This window comes from Pseudomonas frederiksbergensis (genome assembly GCF_003732275.1).
Classification (GTDB): domain Bacteria; phylum Pseudomonadota; class Gammaproteobacteria; order Pseudomonadales; family Pseudomonadaceae; genus Aquipseudomonas; species Aquipseudomonas frederiksbergensis_H.
Genome location: NZ_MOBM01000010.1, coordinates 122849 through 140723, shown reverse-complemented (window position 1 = coordinate 140723; position 17875 = coordinate 122849). Strand labels below are relative to the sequence as shown.

12 protein-coding genes are annotated in these 17875 nt (G+C 60.3%); 10 read left to right on the top strand and 2 right to left on the bottom strand.

The genetic code is table 11. The annotated features are described in order from the left end of the window. The first annotated feature begins 280 nt into the window (after positions 1–280). From bcsQ to BK662_RS07315, 9 genes are read left to right on the top strand one after another with little or no spacing between them, the layout of a single operon-like run. Positions 281–1441 (top strand): cellulose biosynthesis protein BcsQ, encoded by a 1161-nt coding sequence (bcsQ, locus tag BK662_RS07355; RefSeq protein ID WP_123357522.1) that lies wholly within the window; start codon positions 281–283, stop codon positions 1439–1441. Next, positions 1438–3669, top strand: a complete 2232-nt coding sequence (gene bcsA / locus BK662_RS07350) for a UDP-forming cellulose synthase catalytic subunit (protein WP_123357521.1) — start codon at positions 1438–1440, stop codon at positions 3667–3669. Before bcsQ ends, bcsA begins: the two co-directional genes overlap by 4 nt. Before the next feature lie 8 nt (positions 3670–3677). Further along, positions 3678–5969 carry a cellulose biosynthesis cyclic di-GMP-binding regulatory protein BcsB gene (bcsB, locus tag BK662_RS07345; protein ID WP_259695885.1) on the top strand — a complete coding sequence of 764 codons (2292 nt, stop codon included), beginning with the start codon at positions 3678–3680 and terminating at the stop codon, positions 5967–5969. Positions 5970–5976: 7 nt separating this feature from the next. After that, positions 5977–7218 carry a cellulose synthase complex periplasmic endoglucanase BcsZ gene (bcsZ, locus tag BK662_RS07340; protein WP_123357519.1) on the top strand — a complete coding sequence of 414 codons (1242 nt, stop codon included), beginning with the start codon at positions 5977–5979 and terminating at the stop codon, positions 7216–7218. Continuing rightward, on the top strand, positions 7194–11057 hold the full coding sequence (locus BK662_RS07335) for a cellulose biosynthesis protein BcsC (protein ID WP_123357518.1): 3864 nt from the start codon (positions 7194–7196) through the stop codon (positions 11055–11057). The genes bcsZ and BK662_RS07335 overlap by 25 nt, the downstream gene beginning before the upstream one ends. 17 nt (positions 11058–11074) lie before the next feature. After that, positions 11075–11743: an SGNH/GDSL hydrolase family protein gene (locus BK662_RS07330; RefSeq protein WP_123357517.1), complete on the top strand. Its 669-nt coding sequence runs from the start codon at positions 11075–11077 to the stop codon at positions 11741–11743. Next, positions 11740–12414, top strand: a complete 675-nt coding sequence (locus BK662_RS07325; RefSeq protein ID WP_123357516.1) for an alginate O-acetyltransferase AlgF — start codon at positions 11740–11742, stop codon at positions 12412–12414. Before BK662_RS07330 ends, BK662_RS07325 begins: the two co-directional genes overlap by 4 nt. Positions 12415–12432: 18 nt before the next feature. Beyond that, positions 12433–13842: an MBOAT family O-acyltransferase gene (locus tag BK662_RS07320; RefSeq protein WP_123357515.1), complete on the top strand. Its 1410-nt coding sequence runs from the start codon at positions 12433–12435 to the stop codon at positions 13840–13842. Then, entirely contained in the window at positions 13842–14996 is a 1155-nt protein-coding gene (locus tag BK662_RS07315) for an alginate O-acetyltransferase AlgX-related protein (RefSeq protein ID WP_123357514.1), read from the top strand. Before BK662_RS07320 ends, BK662_RS07315 begins: the two co-directional genes overlap by 1 nt. A gap of 111 nt (positions 14997–15107) precedes the next feature. Here BK662_RS07315 and BK662_RS07310 read toward each other — a convergent pair whose 3' ends face one another. Both BK662_RS07310 and BK662_RS07305 read right to left on the bottom strand, forming a co-directional pair. After that, complete coding sequence (locus BK662_RS07310) at positions 15108–15350, bottom strand: hypothetical protein (protein WP_123357513.1); 243 nt, start codon at positions 15348–15350, stop codon at positions 15108–15110. A gap of 92 nt (positions 15351–15442) precedes the next feature. Then, on the bottom strand, positions 15443–16156 hold the full coding sequence (locus BK662_RS07305; protein ID WP_038982385.1) for a FadR/GntR family transcriptional regulator: 714 nt from the start codon (positions 16154–16156) through the stop codon (positions 15443–15445). Between the two features lie 357 nt (positions 16157–16513). Between BK662_RS07305 and BK662_RS07300 the strand changes: the two genes are divergently transcribed. Continuing rightward, entirely contained in the window at positions 16514–17860 is a 1347-nt protein-coding gene (locus tag BK662_RS07300; RefSeq protein ID WP_123357512.1) for an MFS transporter, read from the top strand. The last annotated feature ends 15 nt before the right edge of the window (positions 17861–17875 follow it).

Here is a 17875-nt window from a genome sequence, read left to right as displayed (position 1 = left end):
AATTATTTCTCCGGACAAACACCCTCATTACCTACCATCACACTACACCTTATTACCCAACCATTAGTGGACGCATTCTAACACTCACACTTTCCACTAATACATAACGTTTTAATAACACCTAACAAACCTTACTGACGTTTTATAACAATCATTGACTCTCAAACGCAGACACCCTAGATTAATGGCACTCTGCCAACACCCAAACAAGACAATGCATAAACTTTGTTAAGTTAATGGAATGCTGAGTTTCTGAGTTATTTCATTCCTGGTACAACGCATGAAATATGTAGACGACATTACAAAACTCTTTACACGTTTTGGCGCCAATGCGGAGAGTTACCAGGAAATACAACCGAACTACAAAGATTTTAAAGACGACCCGGTTACGGTGGCTGAGCCGGAGCCTGCGGTGGCATTGCCTCCCCCAAACCCAGCGCCCCCTGTGTTTCTACTGGATGAGCCACAGCCTTCTTTACTGATTGGCCCGGCGGTCGAGCCTGTGAAGAATGTTGTCTTCTCGCTACCTTCGCCCAAATCCCCTCCCCTGACCGAGCCACCTGCGAGTTCTGCTACGGGTGACCGTCAGCGATTGAGCGACCTGTTGCGTGAACTCAACCAGGTTCGTCGGGACGGTCTGCCAGAAACGACTCGCGAGCGGACCCAGGCGAAGGTCATTGCTATCGTTTCGGCGAACGGTGGGGTGGGTAAAAGCACCGTCGCCGCTGGCCTCGCGAAAACACTTCGGCGCCCTGGCGGGCGAACCATCGCGATTGATCTGGACCCTCAGAACGCGCTGTCCAGCCACTTGGGTATCACCAGGCAGGTTCCCGGGCTGATCCAGCTCAAAGAGCAGGACGCAGACTGGAGCGCTCATCGCCTGTCGGGCTTTAGCGACAGTGAGTGCCTGCCCTTCGGCACTGGAGGGGTGAACGATCGCCGATTGCTCAAGCAGTTGATGCTTGAAGATTCTGACTGGTTGAATCAGCACCTTGCGTCAATGAACCTCAGCGAAAACGATACCGTGATCCTGGACACGCCTTCGGGTGCGACCGTCTATTCGCAACAGGCCCTCGACGCCGCCGATCTGGTGCTGGTGATGACGGTGGCCGACGCGGCCTCCTACCTGGCACTGGACACCATGACCCAGTGGCTGGAAACCAGCCGGCGACGCGCGCAGCGGCACCGGTATGTACTCAACCAACGGGATGACTCGCGTTCGTTCAGCAGGGACATGGGCGTGCTGTTTCTGCGGCGGCTCAGCGCTAACCTGATCGGGACGATTCGTCTCGATCACCAGTTCAACGAGTCGCTGGCCTATGGTCGGGACCCACTGCAGTACGCACCTGAGAGCATTGGCTGTCAGGACATTCTTTCGCTGTCTGGCGCGGTCCATGCCCTGCTTTTCGCGGAGGCTAACAGCCAGCAGGGCACGCCATGACCGCACGGCTGAATCAGCTACCCGTAAAGACATGGTGGTTGCAGGAGCTACTGGATACTGTCCAGGCTCGCGTCAGTCGATGGCCCCTGCGTTGGCGCCAAGGCCTGAAGATCTCAGCCGGGCTGATTGCGACATTGTTGGTGCTGGGTATCCTCACTGCGCCGCTGAATCTGTATTCCCAGGCCGCGTTTGCCGCTGTCTGTTTTGCCGCAAGCCTGATCATCCGCAAGAAAGCCGGGCGTCTGGCGATCCTGACCCTGATCACCCTCTCGCTGATCGCTTCGTTGCGTTACATGTACTGGCGCCTGTCCGACACCCTGAACTTCGACAACTGGCAGGATGCCGTATTTGGCTACGGGCTGGTGCTGGCCGAACTGTATGCCTTGCTCGTCCTGGTCTTCGGCTATGTACAGACCGCCTGGCCGCTGCACCGCAAACCGCAGTTTTTGCAACAGCCGCCCGCTGAATGGCCGACGGTAGACGTCTTCATTCCCACCTATAACGAAGCATTGGGTATCGTCAAACTGGTGGTGCTTGCGGCTCAGGCCATTGACTGGCCCGAGGGCAAACTGCGAGTGCATATGCTCGATGACGGACGCCGGGAGGAATTCAAGGTTTTCTGTCAGCAGATTGGTGTCAACTACATCACCCGCGACAACAATCAACATGCCAAGGCCGGCAACCTCAATGAGGCACTCAAAGTCACCGATGGCGAGTTCATTGCCATATTCGACGCCGATCACGTGCCCACCCGCTCCTTCCTGCAGATCACCATGGGCTGGTTTTTAAAGGACCCGAACCTGGCGTTGCTGCAAACACCGCACTTTTTCTATTCACCCGATCCGTTCGAAAAAAACCTCGATACCTTCCGCTCGGTACCCAATGAAGGTGAGCTGTTCTACGGCCTGGTACAGGACGGCAACGACCTGTGGAACGCGGCCTTCTTCTGTGGCTCCTGCGCGGTCATCCGGCGGACTCACTTGCTGGAAGTCGGCGGCATCGCCACCGAAACCGTGACGGAGGATGCGCACACGGCACTCAAGCTCAATCGCCGTGGTTTCAATACTGCTTACCTCGCCGTTCCACAAGCGGCGGGACTGGCCACCGAAAGCCTTTCCCGACATATCAGCCAGCGCATACGCTGGGCGCGGGGCATGGCGCAGATTTTTCGGACCGACAATCCGTTGTTTGGCAAAGGACTGAACCTGGGGCAGCGCATCTGCTACCTCAACGCCATGATGCACTTCTTCTACAGCCTGCCTCGCCTGGTGTTCTTGACCGCACCCTTGGCCTACCTGTTTTTCGACGCGCAGATTTTCCATGCCTCGGCGCTGATGGTCACGGTCTATGTGCTGCCGCATATTTTCCATTCCAGCCTGACCACCTCCAGCATCCAGGGACGCTTCCGCCATTCCTTCTGGAACGAAGTGTATGAGTCGGTATTGGCCTGGTACATCATGCGACCGGTGCTGTTGGCCCTGATCAGCCCTTCGCTGGGCAAATTCAACGTAACCGACAAGGGCGGCACCATTGAAAAGGACTATTTCAACTGGAAGCTCGCGCGGCCTTACATCGTCCTGCTGACCTTGAACATGGTCGGCCTGGCGATCGGCGTGGTGAAACTGATCGGGAGTGATTCGGCCGAGGTCACTACCCTGCTGATCAACCTGGCCTGGACCGTGTACAACATCGTCATCGTCAGCACCGCCGTGGCGGTGGCCACTGAGTCCTCTCAGGTGCGCAACGAACCCAGGGTGCCCGCGGACCTGCCCGTGCGCGTCTATCGCGAAGACGGCACCTGGTTCGATTGCATAACCCGGGACTTCTCACAAAACGGCGTGGGCCTGGCACTGCCACCGCAGGTTCTGCTCAGCGACAACGAGAAGCTGCGACTGTGCATTCTGCGCACACCTCCTTCAAGCCTCTTTCCCGCAAAAACGGTCTTCAGCAACGACAACGTAGCGGGCGTGCAATTCGAGGGTTTGACCCTGCGCCAGCAAAGCGAGCTGGTGCGATTGACCTTTTCACGGGCCGACACCTGGGCCAACACGTGGGGTAACGGCCGCCTCGACGCGCCCATGTCGGCGTTGCGCGAGGTCAGCAGCATTGGCTTGCGCGCCATCCTGCGCTTGTTCGTTGCAACCCTAAAGGACAGCCAGGCGCTGCTGCGCAAACGCCCGGACGCTCCATCACCTATCGACTCCACCGCGGACACGCAACGATCTTGAAGCCTTCCATTCGCCGGACCTTTCTTCCTCGTCGCTCACTCATGCTGATCACCTGCTCGCTAGTGGGCTGGAGCGGCTGGGCATTGAGTGCCGCCGCCCAAATCAGCGCCACAGAGCCGGCGATGATGCCGGTCGCATCGTTGCCCGGGACTGATGCCCCGGGCAACAGCTATACCCGCACCCTCAAGGAGCTGGGCAAAAGCTATCCGATGACCCTTAAGGGCGTGGAGGCTACCGACAGTGTGAATTTCGATGTGCGCGCCGATGAAGTCGTCACGGCTGCGCAGGTCACACTGCAGTACAGCTACTCACCGGCGCTGCTGGCCGACCTTTCGCAGATCAATGTGCTGGTCAACGATCAAGTGGCCGCCAGCCTGCCCCTCCCGAAGGAAGAGGCCGGTAAAGTGCAGACCCGGACCGTGCAGATTCCGCCGCAGACCATCACCGAATTCAACCGGCTCAGCCTGCAGTTCATCGGTCACTACACAATGCAATGTGAAGACCCTTTGCACTCCAGCCTGTGGGCCAGGATCGGCAACGAGAGCCAGCTGAGCCTCCAGGTGTCCTCGATCAAACAGCCCAACGACCTGTCCGCCCTGCCGCTACCCTTGTTCGATCGTCGAGACGCCTCGCCCCTGAAGCTGCCCTTCGTGTTTGCCGGGCGCCCGGGCAGCCCTGAGCTTGAGGCCGCCGGTATCCTGTCGTCCTGGTTTGGCGCCCTGGCCAGTTACCGCGGCGCAACCTTCCCCGCCAGCCTCACCAGCCTGCCGGCCAAAGGCAACGCGGTGGTGTTTGTCAGCGGTGGCGAATCAACGACCTTGGGCGGCTTACCGATCAAAGAGGCCACGGGGCCGACATTGACACTCGTGAGCAACCCGAATGATGCTCAGGGCAAACTGTTGATCGTTTCCGGGCGCGATGGCGCCGATCTCAAGGTCGCCGCGACAGCGCTCGCCCTCGGTGGCTCGGCCTTTTCCGGGCAGAGCGTGGTGATCGACCGGATTGACTCGCTCAAGCCACGCCAACCGTACGACGCGCCTAACTGGCTGCCCTCCGATCGCCCGGTTCGCCTGGGTGAACTGGCGAAGCCCGCAGAACTGAATGTATCGGGTTATAACCCGGGGCAAATGACGGTTGCGCTGCGCTTGCCACCCGACCTGTTCAACTGGCGTGAGCCCGGCGCGCAACTTGACCTGAAATACCGCTATACGCCGCAACCGGTCTCCACCAATTCCTCGTTGCTGGTCAACTTCAACGACACCTTCATCAAGTCGATCGATCTGCCTTCGATCGAGAAACTCGGCAACAGTGACAGCCTGCTGGCAATGCTCAAAACCGACGACAGCCTGGCCCGCACGTCGCGCATGCTGTTGCCGCTCAATGCCGTAGCGCTGCAATCGCGCCTGCAATTTCGCTTCATGTATGACTACATCAAACAGGGCGAATGCCGCGACATCATCATCGACAACATGCGCGGTGTGATCGACCCGGACTCGACCCTGGACCTCAGCCAATACGAACATTTCATGGCCATGCCCAACCTCGGGGTGTTCAAGGACAGTGGCTTCCCGTTCACCCGCATGGCCGACCTTTCTGAAACCTCGGTGATCCTGCCCGACGAGTCAGGCCCGGCCGATCTGAGCGCCTATCTGACCCTGCTGGGGCGCTTCGGCGACTCCACCGGTTATCCGGCCACCGGCGTGAAGGTGGTCCACGCCGACCAGCTGGCCGAGCAAAGCGACCGGGATTTGCTGGTGCTCGGCTCGGGCAACAATCAGCCGCTGCTGGAGCAATGGCAAAACCTTCTGCCGGCCAAGAGCGAAAATGCTGCGCAGTACTTTGAACTGTCTGACCTGCCCCTGCGTCTGCGCAACTGGATCAGCCCGGATACGAAAACCAATCTGCGTGAAGCGCGCAGCAGCTTCAGGTTTACCGCTGAGGACGGCAGTGCTTATTTGACCGGATTCGAATCGCCGCTCAAGAGTGGGCGCAGTGTGGTGTTTATCGCCAGCGCAAGGCCCAGCGGTTTGGCCGACGTGACCAACGCCCTGCTCAGCAGCGAAGAAAATGCCCACGAGTTGCAAGGCAGTCTGGTGGTGGTCAGGGGCAAGCATGTCAAATCGCTGGTCGCCGAGCAGGATTACTACGTCGGGAGCTTGGGCCCATTGCGCTATCTGCAGTGGTACCTCTCGCAAAATGTAATAGCGCTCATGCTGTTCACCCTCCTCGGGGTCCTGCTGCTTGCTTCGATGGCCTACCTGGCCCTGCGCTTACGGGCCAAACGTCGTCTTGGCCAATGAACCACGCATGCCTGTGTCGTCCATGAGCAACCGGGGTGTTTCACTTCGCCAGTGCCTGTGCGGTAACGCGCGCAGGTTGAGCACCGTGCTGGCGCTTGCCCTGCTGGCGCCTGCGATAGCGGCCGGGAAATCCTGTGAGTCGCCAGCCTGGCCACTGTGGCAAACCTACGCAACGCGCTTCGTTCAAGACGACGGTCGTGTTCTGGAATCGAGCCTGGAGAACAATCACAGCACCTCTGAAGGGCAGTCCTACGGCATGCTCTTCGCACTGATCGGCAACGATCAGCCACGCTTTGACAAACTCTGGCGCTGGACCTCAGCCAACCTTGCAGGCTCCGCCACCGCCACACGCCTGCCGGGCTGGTTATGGGGGCAAGGCACGGACGGTCAGTGGCGCCTGCAAGATGCCAATTCGGCCGCCGACGCCGACCTGTGGATCGCCTACGCCCTGCTTGAAGCCGCACGCCTGTGGCATCGGCCGGACTATCACCAGGACGCCCTGCACCTGATCGCGACGATTGAAGCGCAATTGGTCGTCGAGCTACCCGGGCTGGGCCCGATGGTATTGCCCGGACCAAAGGGCTTCGTCCAGCCGGACGCTCTCTGGCGCCTGAACCCCAGCTACCTGCCACTACCACTGTTACGGCGGCTGGCCAAGGAAGCACCCTCCGGGCCCTGGCAAGCGATTGCCAACAACACCGCGACGATGATTGCCCAATCGAGCCACCACGGTTTCGTCGCTGACTGGGTCGCTTATCAAGGCACTTCAGCGCAATCGGGGGTCTTCACAAGCGACCCGATCAACGGCGACACGGGAAGCTACGATGCCATTCGCGTGTACCTCTGGCTGGGCATGAGCGATACCTCCGAAACGCTGGCGGCGCTCCAGCTCAAACGGCTGGACGGCATGGCCCGCAGCACGCTCACGACGGGTTCCCCCCCGGAAACCGTCCAGGTTCTGCGCGGCAGTGTTCAGGGTCAGAGCCCGTTCGGATTCTGGGCGGCACTGATTCCCTATCTTGAGGCCAAGGGGCTACCCGGGTTGGCCGATCAGCAACGACGCCGCGTGGAACTCGCCTTGCGCGAAGCGCTGGCCAGGCCTGATGCCGACGCCGGTGCGCCGCGCTACTACAACTTCATGCTTAGCCTGTTCGCACTCGGCTGGGCAGATAAACATTACCGATTCCGGGAAGACGGAACGCTGAAACTTTCCTGGGAGACCGCATGCACGCGCACTACCGCACGCTAGCCATCGCCGTCATGAGCACATGGACGGCCGCTGCTGCCCACGCTCAAAGTCCGACACCACAGACATTACTCGTCGAGCAGGGGCAGTACTGGCAATTGCACAACAACCCTCAACGCGCGGCGGAAGTCTGGCTGAAAGTCCTGCTGCTGGACCCGGCCCAGGTTGACGCACTGTATGGCCTGGGCTTGATCGGCGTGCAACAGGGCAAGCCACAACAGGCGCAGCAATACCTCGCCCGCTTGCAGGCCATCCAGCCACCGCCCAGGCAAGCACTGCAATTGGCGCAGGACATCAGCATGGCCCAACCGCAGAACCAGCAGCGTCTGGAAGAGGCTCGGCGCCTCGTCGATGCCGGTGAGCGTGACAAGGCAACTGCAGTGTTTCGCTCGCTGTTCGATGGCCGTCCACCTCAAGGTACGATCGGCCGTGAGTATTACAACAACCTTGCCTTCAATCAGGCGGACTGGGCTGAGGCACGCAGCGGACTTCAGCGCCTGCAACGCGAGATGCCCAACGACTCGATCGTCGCGCTGTTTTACGCCAAGCATCTGGTCCGCCGAGAAGACAGCCGTGCCGAGGGCATCCGCGCCCTGGCCGCGCTGACCCAGCGTGCGGACATTGCCGGTGATGCCGACGAAAGCTGGCGCCTGGCGCTGACCTGGATCGGTCCGCCCAATCCGGCACAAGTGCCGTTGTTCGAGGCGTACCTCAAGACGCATCCGGATGACGTGGAAATCCGGGCGCAGATGAACAAGGGCAAGCAACAGGTGGCAACGACGGCCAGCAAGGAATGGCAACCGCCCGCCGAAGTGGCGCGCGGTCTGAAGGCGCTCAAGGAAGGCGATCAGGCCACCGCCGAACAGGCTTTTCAAGCACGTTTGAAAACCCGGCCCGATGATGCTGACGCGCTGGGCGGCCTTGGGGTTATTCGCCAGCAGCAACACCGGCTGGCCGAAGCGGAAAAGCTCCTGGGTCAGGCCACGCGACAAAACGACGGCAGCCACTGGCAAGTTGCGCTGAATGAAGTGCGCTACTGGTCGGCGTTGCAGCAGGCCCGCGACGCCCAGGCCAAAGGCCAGGCAGCTCAGGCACAGGTCTTGGTCAACCAGGCGCTGCGGCTGAATCCAAACGGGGTAGATGCTCGCCTCGCCCTGGCGGATATTCAGGCCAGCGCGGGCCAGTTCGATGACGCTCAGCGCAACTATCGGCAGATCTTGAACCAGCGCCGCGACGACCCTCAAGCACTGGAAGGGCTGGTCAATGTGCTGCTCAAGAGCGGCAAGAACGATGAAGCCCTGCAACTGATCAACAGTCTGCCCGCCACCGGACAGGTAAAGATCGGCCAGTCCGCACGCTTGCAAGCCTTGCGCGCGACGCAACAGGCCGCCCTCGCCGAACAACGCAACGACCTGCCCGCTGCGCGCAACGCCTTGCAAGACGCGCTGCGCGTTGAGCCGGACAACATCTGGACACGTTTCGCCCTGGCCCGCCTGAACCTGGCGATGGGCGAACCGCAAAAGGCTCGGGACCTGATCAACGCCATGCTCCAGGCCCACCCCGACAATGCCGATGCGCTTTACGTCAGCGCCTTGCTGTCGGTCCAGATGGGTGAGTGGAAAGCCGCCCAGACAACGTTGGGACGCTTGCGCCCCGACCAGCGCACCCCGGACATGGACGCGCTGGCCGCGGATGTCAGCCTCAACCTGCAACTCAGCCAGGCGATCGAGTTGGGCAAGCGCGGACAGCGCCAGGAAGCCCTGACCTTGCTTGATCGTATTCAGCCGATGGCCAACAACAGTCCGGATCGCACGGCGAGCCTGGCCTCGGCGTATGTCGACATCGGCGAGCCAACCCGTGCGCTGGCCCTCATGCGCGGCCAGTTGCAAAACACCACGGCGCCCTCGGCGGACTTCATCCTGCAATACGCCGCTGTCCTGCTTAAAACCGGAGAAGACGCACAGGTCAACGAGATTCTGCGCGACCTTCAGAACAGGCCCTTGAACGCGCCGGCTCGCAAGCGTTTCGACGACCTGCTCTATCTCTATCGCATCCGCCAGGCTGACCAGCTGCGTGAACGAGGCAATCTGGCCAGCGCTTATGACACGCTGGCGCCCGCACTGGCGCAACGTCCCGGTGACAGCGCTGCCGTCGCGGCCCTGGCACGGATGTACTCGGCCAACGGCGACACGGCAAAAGCCCTCGAACTCTACAAACCGCTGTTACAACGTCAGCCGAACGACCCGCAACTGCTGTTGGGTGCCGCCGACGCGGCGGTGTTGGCACATGACACTGCCTTTGCCGAACAGGCACTGCAACAGCTGCTCAAGACTGAATCCGGCAACCCTCAAACGCTGACAGAAGCCGCCCGCCTCTACCAGAACATGGGCGAGGCCGGCACGGCGACCGATCTGCTGCGCAAAGCGGTGGCCATTGAACAGAGCGAGAAACGCAGAAGCCAGGGCGGCCAACTGAGCGGTTCTACGGTGGCGCCCAACCCTTTTGCGGGGGTGTCGGGGCCACGTAGCGAGGTCAGTCGCGACACTTTGCTGGCAGCGATCCCGCCACCGGTCCAGGAGATGCCGGGCAGCGTGAGGTCTCACACCCCCTTTGGCATCGACGCCCCGCCAAGGCCGCAGCAAGCGAGCAATTCATTCGAGTCGCAGCTGCCGCGCGCAGCACTGGTGAGCGAGGACATCAGCCCCGCGCAACAGGCGCTGAATAAAATCCTTCAGGAGCGCAGTGCCTACGTCACCCAGGGTGTGAGTATTCGCAGCAACAACAGTGAGTCGGGGCTGAGCAAACTGACCGATATTGAAACACCGCTGGAAATCAATATCCCGCTGGATGAAAGCCGCGTCGCCCTGCGTGTGACGCCCGTCTCACTGAACGCCGGCAGTGTCAGCGGCGAGGCGCTGTCGCGTTTTGGTAGCGGTGCGCAGAGCGACGGCGTCGGCTCGCAAAAAGCCGAGGGTGTCGGCCTTTCCGTCGCTATTCAACGGCCCGCGGATGGGTTCAAAGCTGATCTCGGCACCACTCCGCTCGGTTTCAAATACACCACCGCCACCGGCGGCATCAGCATTGATCGCCCGGTGAGCGACACCTCTAATGTCCGTTACGGCGTGAGCGTTTCCCGGCGTCCGGTGACTGACAGCGTCACCTCGTTTGCCGGCACCACGGACAAACGCAGCGGGCAGTCCTGGGGTGGCGTGACCGCCAATGGCGGGCGTGGCCAGTTGAGCTTTGACGACAACGAAGTCGGTGCCTATGGCTACGCCTCCTGGCACCAGCTATGGGGCAACCATGTCGAGTCCAACAGCCGCAGCGAACTGGGCAGCGGTGTGTACTGGTACCTGCAAAATGCAACGGACAGCAAGCTGACCGTCGGCCTGAGCATGACCGGCATGAGCTACGCCAACAACCAGGACTATTTCACTTATGGCCACGGCGGCTATTTCAGCCCGCAGACGTTCTTCGCCCTGGGCGTGCCAGTGACCTGGGCACAACGCTCCGGACGCTTGACGTATCAAGTCAAGGGCTCGGTCGGCGTGCAGCATTTCGAGCAGGACAGCGCCGACTACTTCCCCAACGACAAAGCCATGCAAGCGGCCTCGGGTTTGCGCTACGAAGGGCAAAACAAAACCGGGATCGGCTACAGCGTCGCCGCGGCGGCTGAATACAAGGTCGCTTCGAAGTTCCTGCTGGGCGCCAATCTGGGCCTGGACAACGCCCGCGACTACCAACAACTCAGCGGCGCCCTGTCTTTGCGCTACCAGTTCGAGGACATCAGCGGCCCCATGAGCCTGCCGGTCAGCCCGTACACCTCGCCTTATTCCAACTGATCATTCTGGAGTTTTCGATGCCCACTTCTGCCCTTGCCGGCCTGTCCCTCCTTGTTCTTGGGGAGAGCCATATGAGCCTCGCGGACCATTTGCTGGAGCCGCTGCACGACAACCTGACTCGCCAAGGCGCCCAGGTTCATTCCATCGGTGCCTGCGGTGCCAGCGCCGGCGACTGGCTGATCAGCAAAAAGGTCGACTGCGGCGCCGAGCGCAAAGGCAACGACAAGATCGTGATCAAAGGGCGCGAGGCAACCACCACACCGATCCAGGACCTGATCGCCGCCGACAAACCCGACCTGGTGATACTGGTCATCGGCGACACCATGGCGTCCTATGACAAGCCAGTATTTCCGAAGGCCTGGGCATGGCAAAGCGTCACCGGCCTGGCCAAGGCCATCGCGGGCACCGGGACCCGTTGCGCCTGGGTGGGCCCGGCCTGGGGCAAAGCCGGCGGCATGTACCAGAAAAATGATGCCCGCACCCAGTTGATGTCGCAGTTTTTGGCCGCGAACGTGGCCCCTTGCACCTACATCGATTCGCTGACGTTCTCCAAACCCGGGCAGTGGATCACCACCGACGGGCAGCACTTCACCGTCGCCGGTTATCAAGCATGGGGCACTGCGATTGGCGGTGCGTTGGCCAAACTGCCCGCCGACACCGTTAGCAGCACTGGAGCCGGCAAATGATCCGATCCGCATGGGGCTGGGCGCTGTTCGCGCCCTTGATGCTGAGCCTGCACGCTCAGGCCGCCGACATTGCCCTGTACCCGACGGGCCCGGATCAGGACTCGGCTTTCCTGCGCTTTATCAACGCCGCCGACCGACCGTTGCAACTACTGGCCGAAGGCTCTCGGGCAAGCCTCAAACTGGAAGGCTCGAATGCCGTGTCCGACTACCTGCCCGTGCCCGCCAACCAGCCGATCAAGGGCACTCTGGAACGCAACGGCAAAAGCCAGCCGCTGGACATCCAGGTGGCAGCAGGCGAATTCGCCAGCGTGATCGCTTTGCCAGACAGCACTCAAGGTATCCGCCAGGTGGTCATCCGTGAGCAACCCGACGACTTCAATAGCCTGAGAGCCTCGCTGGCGTTTATCAGCGCCGATCCAGCATGCACCCAGGCCGGTTTGCGCGCTGCGGGGAAGAACGCCGACCTGTTCAAGGAGGTGGCCGACGGCAGCGTGCAACGCCGAACGATCAACCCGGTCAGCCTGTCGGTTCAATTGGTCTGCGCTCAAACCAACGTCGGTGCCCCGCTTGACTTGGGCCAGCTCAAGGCCGGCGAGCGCTACAGCGTTGTGCTGCTGCCTGGCGCAAATGGTCCATACCTGCTGCTCGCGACTGACGTCCTGGCCCACTGATCGGATCGCGCCACCACCATGGTTTTTGCCTCTCTCGAGTTTCTGACGTTGTTCCTGCCGCTGTTCTTGTGCACATATGCAGTGTGCCCAGCTGCGTGGCGCAACATCACGCTACTGATCGGCAGCTGGCTGTTCTATGGCTGGTTGAGCCCCCGGTTTCTCGCAGTGCATGTGGTACTGACGATCACGGCGTGGGCCGGCGGCTTGCTGATTAACGCCTTGAGGGAAGAAGGCAAGGGCCGTGTGCGGCTACTCGCGACATTGATCGTGCTCAACACGGCGGTGCTGTGCTGGTACAAGTACGCCAACATCGTCGCCGGCACATGGATCGATGCCGTCACCTGGTATGGCGCCATGCCGCTGGACTGGCAGCGGGTCATCATGCCGGCCGGGCTATCGTTTATCGTATTGCAGGCGATTTCCTATCTGGTGGATGTACACCGTCGCACCGTGCCGGTCGAACGCAGTTTCATTAATTACGCCACCTATATTTCGATGTTCGGCCATTCGGTCGCCGGCCCCATCATTCGCTATGACTGGGTTCGGCGTGAGCTGAATCAGCGTGACTTCAACCTGCAGAATTTCTCGCTGGGCGCACGCCGGTTCATGGTCGGGATGTGCATGAAGGTCCTGGTGGCCGACACCCTGTCGCCCGTGGTCGATGTGGCGTTCAGTTTGCCGAACCCCAGCCTCTCCGACGCCTGGGTTGGCTGCCTTGCCTACTCCCTGCAACTGTTCTTCGACTTCGCCGGCTACAGTGCCATGGCCATTGGGCTGGGACTGATGCTGGGTTTTCACTTTCCCGAGAACTTCGACCGTCCGTATCTGGCCAACAGCATCCAGGACTTCTGGCGTCGCTGGCACCTGTCGCTGTCCAGCTGGTTACGTGACTATTTGTATATTTCGCTGGGCGGCAATCGCAACGGCACCTGGAAAACCTATCGCAACCTGTTCCTGATCATGGCCATCGCCGGCCTCTGGCACGGTGGCGATAGCTGGAATTATCTGCTGTGGGGCAGCGCCCATGGCATTGCGTTGTGTGTGAATCGTGCCTGGAACAGCTCTACCCTGCCCCCGGTACCGCCGGTGCTTTCTCATGGGCTGACACTGCTGTTCGTCTGTCTGGCCTGGACACTGTTCCGCGCCCCTGACTTTCATAGCGCGCTGAGCCTGTATGCCGGACAGTTCGGCCTGCAGGGCATCGCCCTCGGTGATGAACTGTCCGCGACCCTGCGCCCGGTACACGGCCTTGCGGGTTTGCTGGGTGTGTTCGGTGTCATCGCACCGCTGCTGCGCCCTTACTGTGAGAATCGATTGGGCGGCCTTTTTCTCTACACCGCCGCCCTTTGGCCCATTGCCGGTTTCATGCTGTCGTTCGCACTGATCGCCAGTCGCGAAACCGTCCCCTTCCTGTACTTTCAATTCTGATGACGCCCCCAAAGCACACCCCGCCCCCCACTCCGCCAGATGATCTGGCGATACGCAGCAGTCGGCTGGCAGGCGTGGCGCTGCTGATATTCCTGTTCGTCGGAATGCTGTCCTCTGGCCGCCTGATTGTCTCAGGGCAGATCTCGCTTTTACCCGATAAAGTGCTGACCCCGCAGATTCTTGACGGCGATATCACTCATCGGATCGCCAAGGAACTGTCGAACGCTCACCTCCCCACGACCTTTGCCGAGCTGGAGCGCGGTGTCAGTTGGCTGCTGCTCAGAGACACCGGGCCGAGGGTTCGTTCGGGTTGTCCTGACTGGTTGTTTTTGGCCGATGAGCTCAAGGTCAATCATCAAGCGCAGCGCAATGCCGATGCGAAAGTCCAGGCAGTGATTGATCTGAAGCAGCAGCTCTCCCAACGTGACATCAGCTTGCTGGTGGTCATCGTTCCAGACAAGAGCCGCATCGCCTCCGAGCAGCGTTGCGCACTGCACCGCCCAGCCGTTCTTGAAGGGCGCATCCGGGCCTGGACCTCGAAGCTGGATGTGGGTGGTGTGTCGAATCTGGACCTCACCGGTGCGCTGACGCCACTGGGGGCCAGTGCCTGGTTGCGCACCGATACGCACTGGAGCGAATCCGGCGCGAAGGCGGCGGCCGATGCCATCACACAGCGCCTGAAGACCCTGGGCATCAGCGCAACGCCACGCAGGTCATTCAACGAAAGCCATGCCCCGCTCGCGTTGCGACCTGGCGATCTGGTCCATCTGGCGGGCATCGACTGGCTGCCGCTCAAATGGCAACCCGCACCCGAAATGGTCGCCCAAACCAGCACCCACGAACTTCCCGTTGTATCAGCCGACAGCCCTGATACTGAGGCAGACCTCTTTGGCGATGCCGACCTCCCCAACACCGCGCTCATCGGCACCTCATTCTCGCGCAACTCCAACTTCGCAGGGTTCCTGCAGCAGGCACTGGGCGCCTCCGTGGGTAACTTCGCCAAAGACGGCGGAGCGTTCTCCGGCGCTGCAAACAGCTACCTCAACAACCCGGCCTACAAAGAAACGCCACCAAAGCAAATCATCTGGGAAATTCCGGAGCGGGACCTGCAGTCGAATTATATCGACCCCATTGCCTATCGCTCATTTCGATAGGCCAATCGCATCCGGCGGCGGTGCTTTTGCAGGAGCGAGGCTTGCCCGCGAAGAACGATGACGCGGTAAACCTGCAACCACAAAAAACCCGGCGCATCGGCCGGGTTTCGTTTATCGCCTGTCGTCGGACAATGGCGTTTCTTCATCCGGCGCCGGAATGTCGTCATCCAGATCCGGGTCCAGATCCGGGTCCCTCCAGTCTTCAGGACGATCAACGTCCGTATCGGCCGGGTCTCGCGAAGGGTCCATGCCGGGTGGTGCGTCGTGATCCATCGACGGATCGTCCATATCGGGAATGGGTCTGACAGGGTCGTTATCAGAAACTCCACCTTGAAGGATTTGCTCGTAAGCCATGACGCACCTCACTGATGAGGTCCAGCGAATCTGGGCCGTACAGGTTGGAAACGAGCCTGCAAACGGGGTGCTATCGAGAAGACCAACGGCGGCTACCGATCAGCCGAAAAGCGGTCGCGGCTGTTAGTCAGGTGCAACCACATCGCCGCCCGCGCCGCATCCGGGTCCTGGCGCTTGATGGCGTTGAGAATCGCCTCGTGTTCGAGGTTGGCGAGTTGCCCGAGTTTGCTCAAATCCGCCGACCCGCGCTCGGCGGCATTGACGCGGGTCCGGGGGATCATGGCGCTGCCCAGGTGCTGCATGATCTCGGTAAAGCAAACATTGCCGGTGGCTTCGGCGATCAGCAGATGGAAGCGTTTGTCTGCCTCGACACAACTGTCGTTGTTGGCCAGCAGGCTTTGATAGTCATCCAGCGCTTCACGCATCTGTGCCAACTGCTGGTCTGTGCGACGAACCGCTGCCAACGCCGCCGCCTGGGTTTCCAGGCCCATGCGCAACTCCAGAATGCTGCGCACGCCCAGCGCGGTATCGACATTCAGTCGCAGCCCCTGATCCGGTGCTCGCTCGAGGACAAAAGTACCGATGCCATGACGGGTTTCCACCAGCCCCGAAGCCTGCAACTTCGAGATTGCCTCGCGCACCACCGTGCGACTGACCCCATGTTCCTGAACAATCGAGTTCTCCGACGGCAGCTTGTCCCCCGGCACCATCTGGCCGAGCAGGATGCTCTGGGTCAGTTTGCTCACCAGATCATGGGCCAGGTTATGGGCACGCTTGCGGGCAGGTGCGTCGATGTCTTCTTGCATGGCGATTTATCCGTAAAGCAGGTATCCGGATCGTAGCACTGCGCTCGCTTCTCGGTGACGGGAATCTCAACAAAATGCCGCTAAACTTGTATGACAACACTCAATCAGAACACTGAAAAGACGATCTGATTTAAGCGCCCTGTCGCGAGAAAGAAAAAATTTCCAATTGAGTAGACCGCGACATAACTCAACAAATACGCCGCTAAAATCCAAAAAACGAATAAAAAACCTCTCGCCTAGCGCCATTTTGTTGAGAGACAGTACTTGTAGGACAAAAAAATGTAGTTGTATGATGTCTATCAACAACGCAGCACCCAGCAACACCCCGCATAAAAATAACGAGTGGGAGAAAAAGCAGTGAATACATCTATATCCGAGATGAACGATGGCGCCGATTCGGTTCTGAAGTCCGCCATCTCGAAAGTGAAACGCCACGTCCTGCCGCTGTTCGTGATCATGTTCATCGTCAACTACATCGACCGTGTGAACATCGGCTTCGTCCGCGCGCACATGGAGCATGACCTCGGCATTGGCGCTGCCGCCTACGGCCTCGGTGCCGGTCTGTTCTTCATCGGTTACGCGCTGTTCGAAGTCCCCTCCAACATCCTCCTGCAAAAAGTCGGCGCGCGAATCTGGCTGACCCGCATCATGCTGACCTGGGGTCTGGTGGCCGCCTGCATGGCGTTCATCCAGAACGAAACCCACTTTTACATCCTGCGATTTCTACTGGGCGTGGCCGAAGCCGGTTTCTTCCCCGGAGTGATTTATTACTTCACCCGCTGGTTGCCCGGTGTGGAGCGCGGCAAGGCGATTGCGATCTTCCTCAGCGGCTCGGCCATTGCATCGCTGATCTCCGGTCCGCTGTCCGGGTTGCTGCTGCAAATCAGTGGTTTTGGCATGCACGGCTGGCAGTGGATGTACTTCATTGAAGGGATGTTCTCGGTCGGCCTGTGCGTGTTCGTCTGGTGCTGGCTGGACTCCAAACCCCACGACGCCAAATGGCTGACCCGTCCCGAGCAGGACGCGCTGGTCAAAGCCATCGATGACGAACAACTGGCCCGCGAAGCCGCGACGCCGATCAAACCGTCGCTGGGTACGCTGCTCAAGGATCGCCAGATCATCCTGTTCTGCCTGATCTACTTCTTCATCCAGTTGACCATCTACGCCGCGACCTTCTGGCTGCCCAGCATCATCAAGAAGATGGGCGACCTGAGCGACATTCAGGTCGGGTTGTTCAACTCGATTCCGTGGTTGCTGTCGATCGTCGGCATGTACGCCTTCGCCACGCTGTCGGCAAAATGGAAACACCAGCAAGCCTGGGTCGCCGCTGCGCTGCTGATCGCTGCCGCCGGAATGTTCATGTCCACCACCGGCGGGCCGATCTTCGCCTTCGTCGCCATCTGCTTCGCTGCGCTGGGTTTCAAATCGGCATCGTCGCTGTTCTGGCCCATTCCCCAGGCGTATCTGGATGCGCGGATTGCTGCTGGCGTGATCGCACTGATCAACTCGGTGGGCAACCTCGGCGGCTTCGTTGCGCCGACCACCTTCGGCCTGTTGGAAGAACACACCGGGTCGATTCAGGGCGGGCTGTACGGCTTGGCCGCCACCTCGATCATCGCCGCGATCATCGTCTTTGCCGCGCGCAATAAACCGAAACCTGCACCTGTGGTTGCCCCGGGCAAACCAGCACCTAATCACGCCTGAATATTGGTTTTTAAG

Coding starts and splice junctions, on each gene's coding strand:
- bcsA (WP_123357521.1), top strand. CDS start 1,438: ATGACCGCACGGCTGAATCAGCTACCCGTAAAGACATGGTGGTTGCAG.
- bcsQ (WP_123357522.1), top strand. CDS start 281: ATGAAATATGTAGACGACATTACAAAACTCTTTACACGTTTTGGCGCC.
- BK662_RS07325 (WP_123357516.1), top strand. CDS start 11,740: ATGATCCGATCCGCATGGGGCTGGGCGCTGTTCGCGCCCTTGATGCTG.
- BK662_RS07320 (WP_123357515.1), top strand. CDS start 12,433: ATGGTTTTTGCCTCTCTCGAGTTTCTGACGTTGTTCCTGCCGCTGTTC.
- bcsZ (WP_123357519.1), top strand. CDS start 5,977: ATGCCTGTGTCGTCCATGAGCAACCGGGGTGTTTCACTTCGCCAGTGC.
- BK662_RS07305 (WP_038982385.1), bottom strand. CDS start 16,156: ATGCAAGAAGACATCGACGCACCTGCCCGCAAGCGTGCCCATAACCTG.
- BK662_RS07330 (WP_123357517.1), top strand. CDS start 11,075: ATGCCCACTTCTGCCCTTGCCGGCCTGTCCCTCCTTGTTCTTGGGGAG.
- BK662_RS07335 (WP_123357518.1), top strand. CDS start 7,194: ATGCACGCGCACTACCGCACGCTAGCCATCGCCGTCATGAGCACATGG.
- BK662_RS07310 (WP_123357513.1), bottom strand. CDS start 15,350: ATGGCTTACGAGCAAATCCTTCAAGGTGGAGTTTCTGATAACGACCCT.
- BK662_RS07315 (WP_123357514.1), top strand. CDS start 13,842: ATGACGCCCCCAAAGCACACCCCGCCCCCCACTCCGCCAGATGATCTG.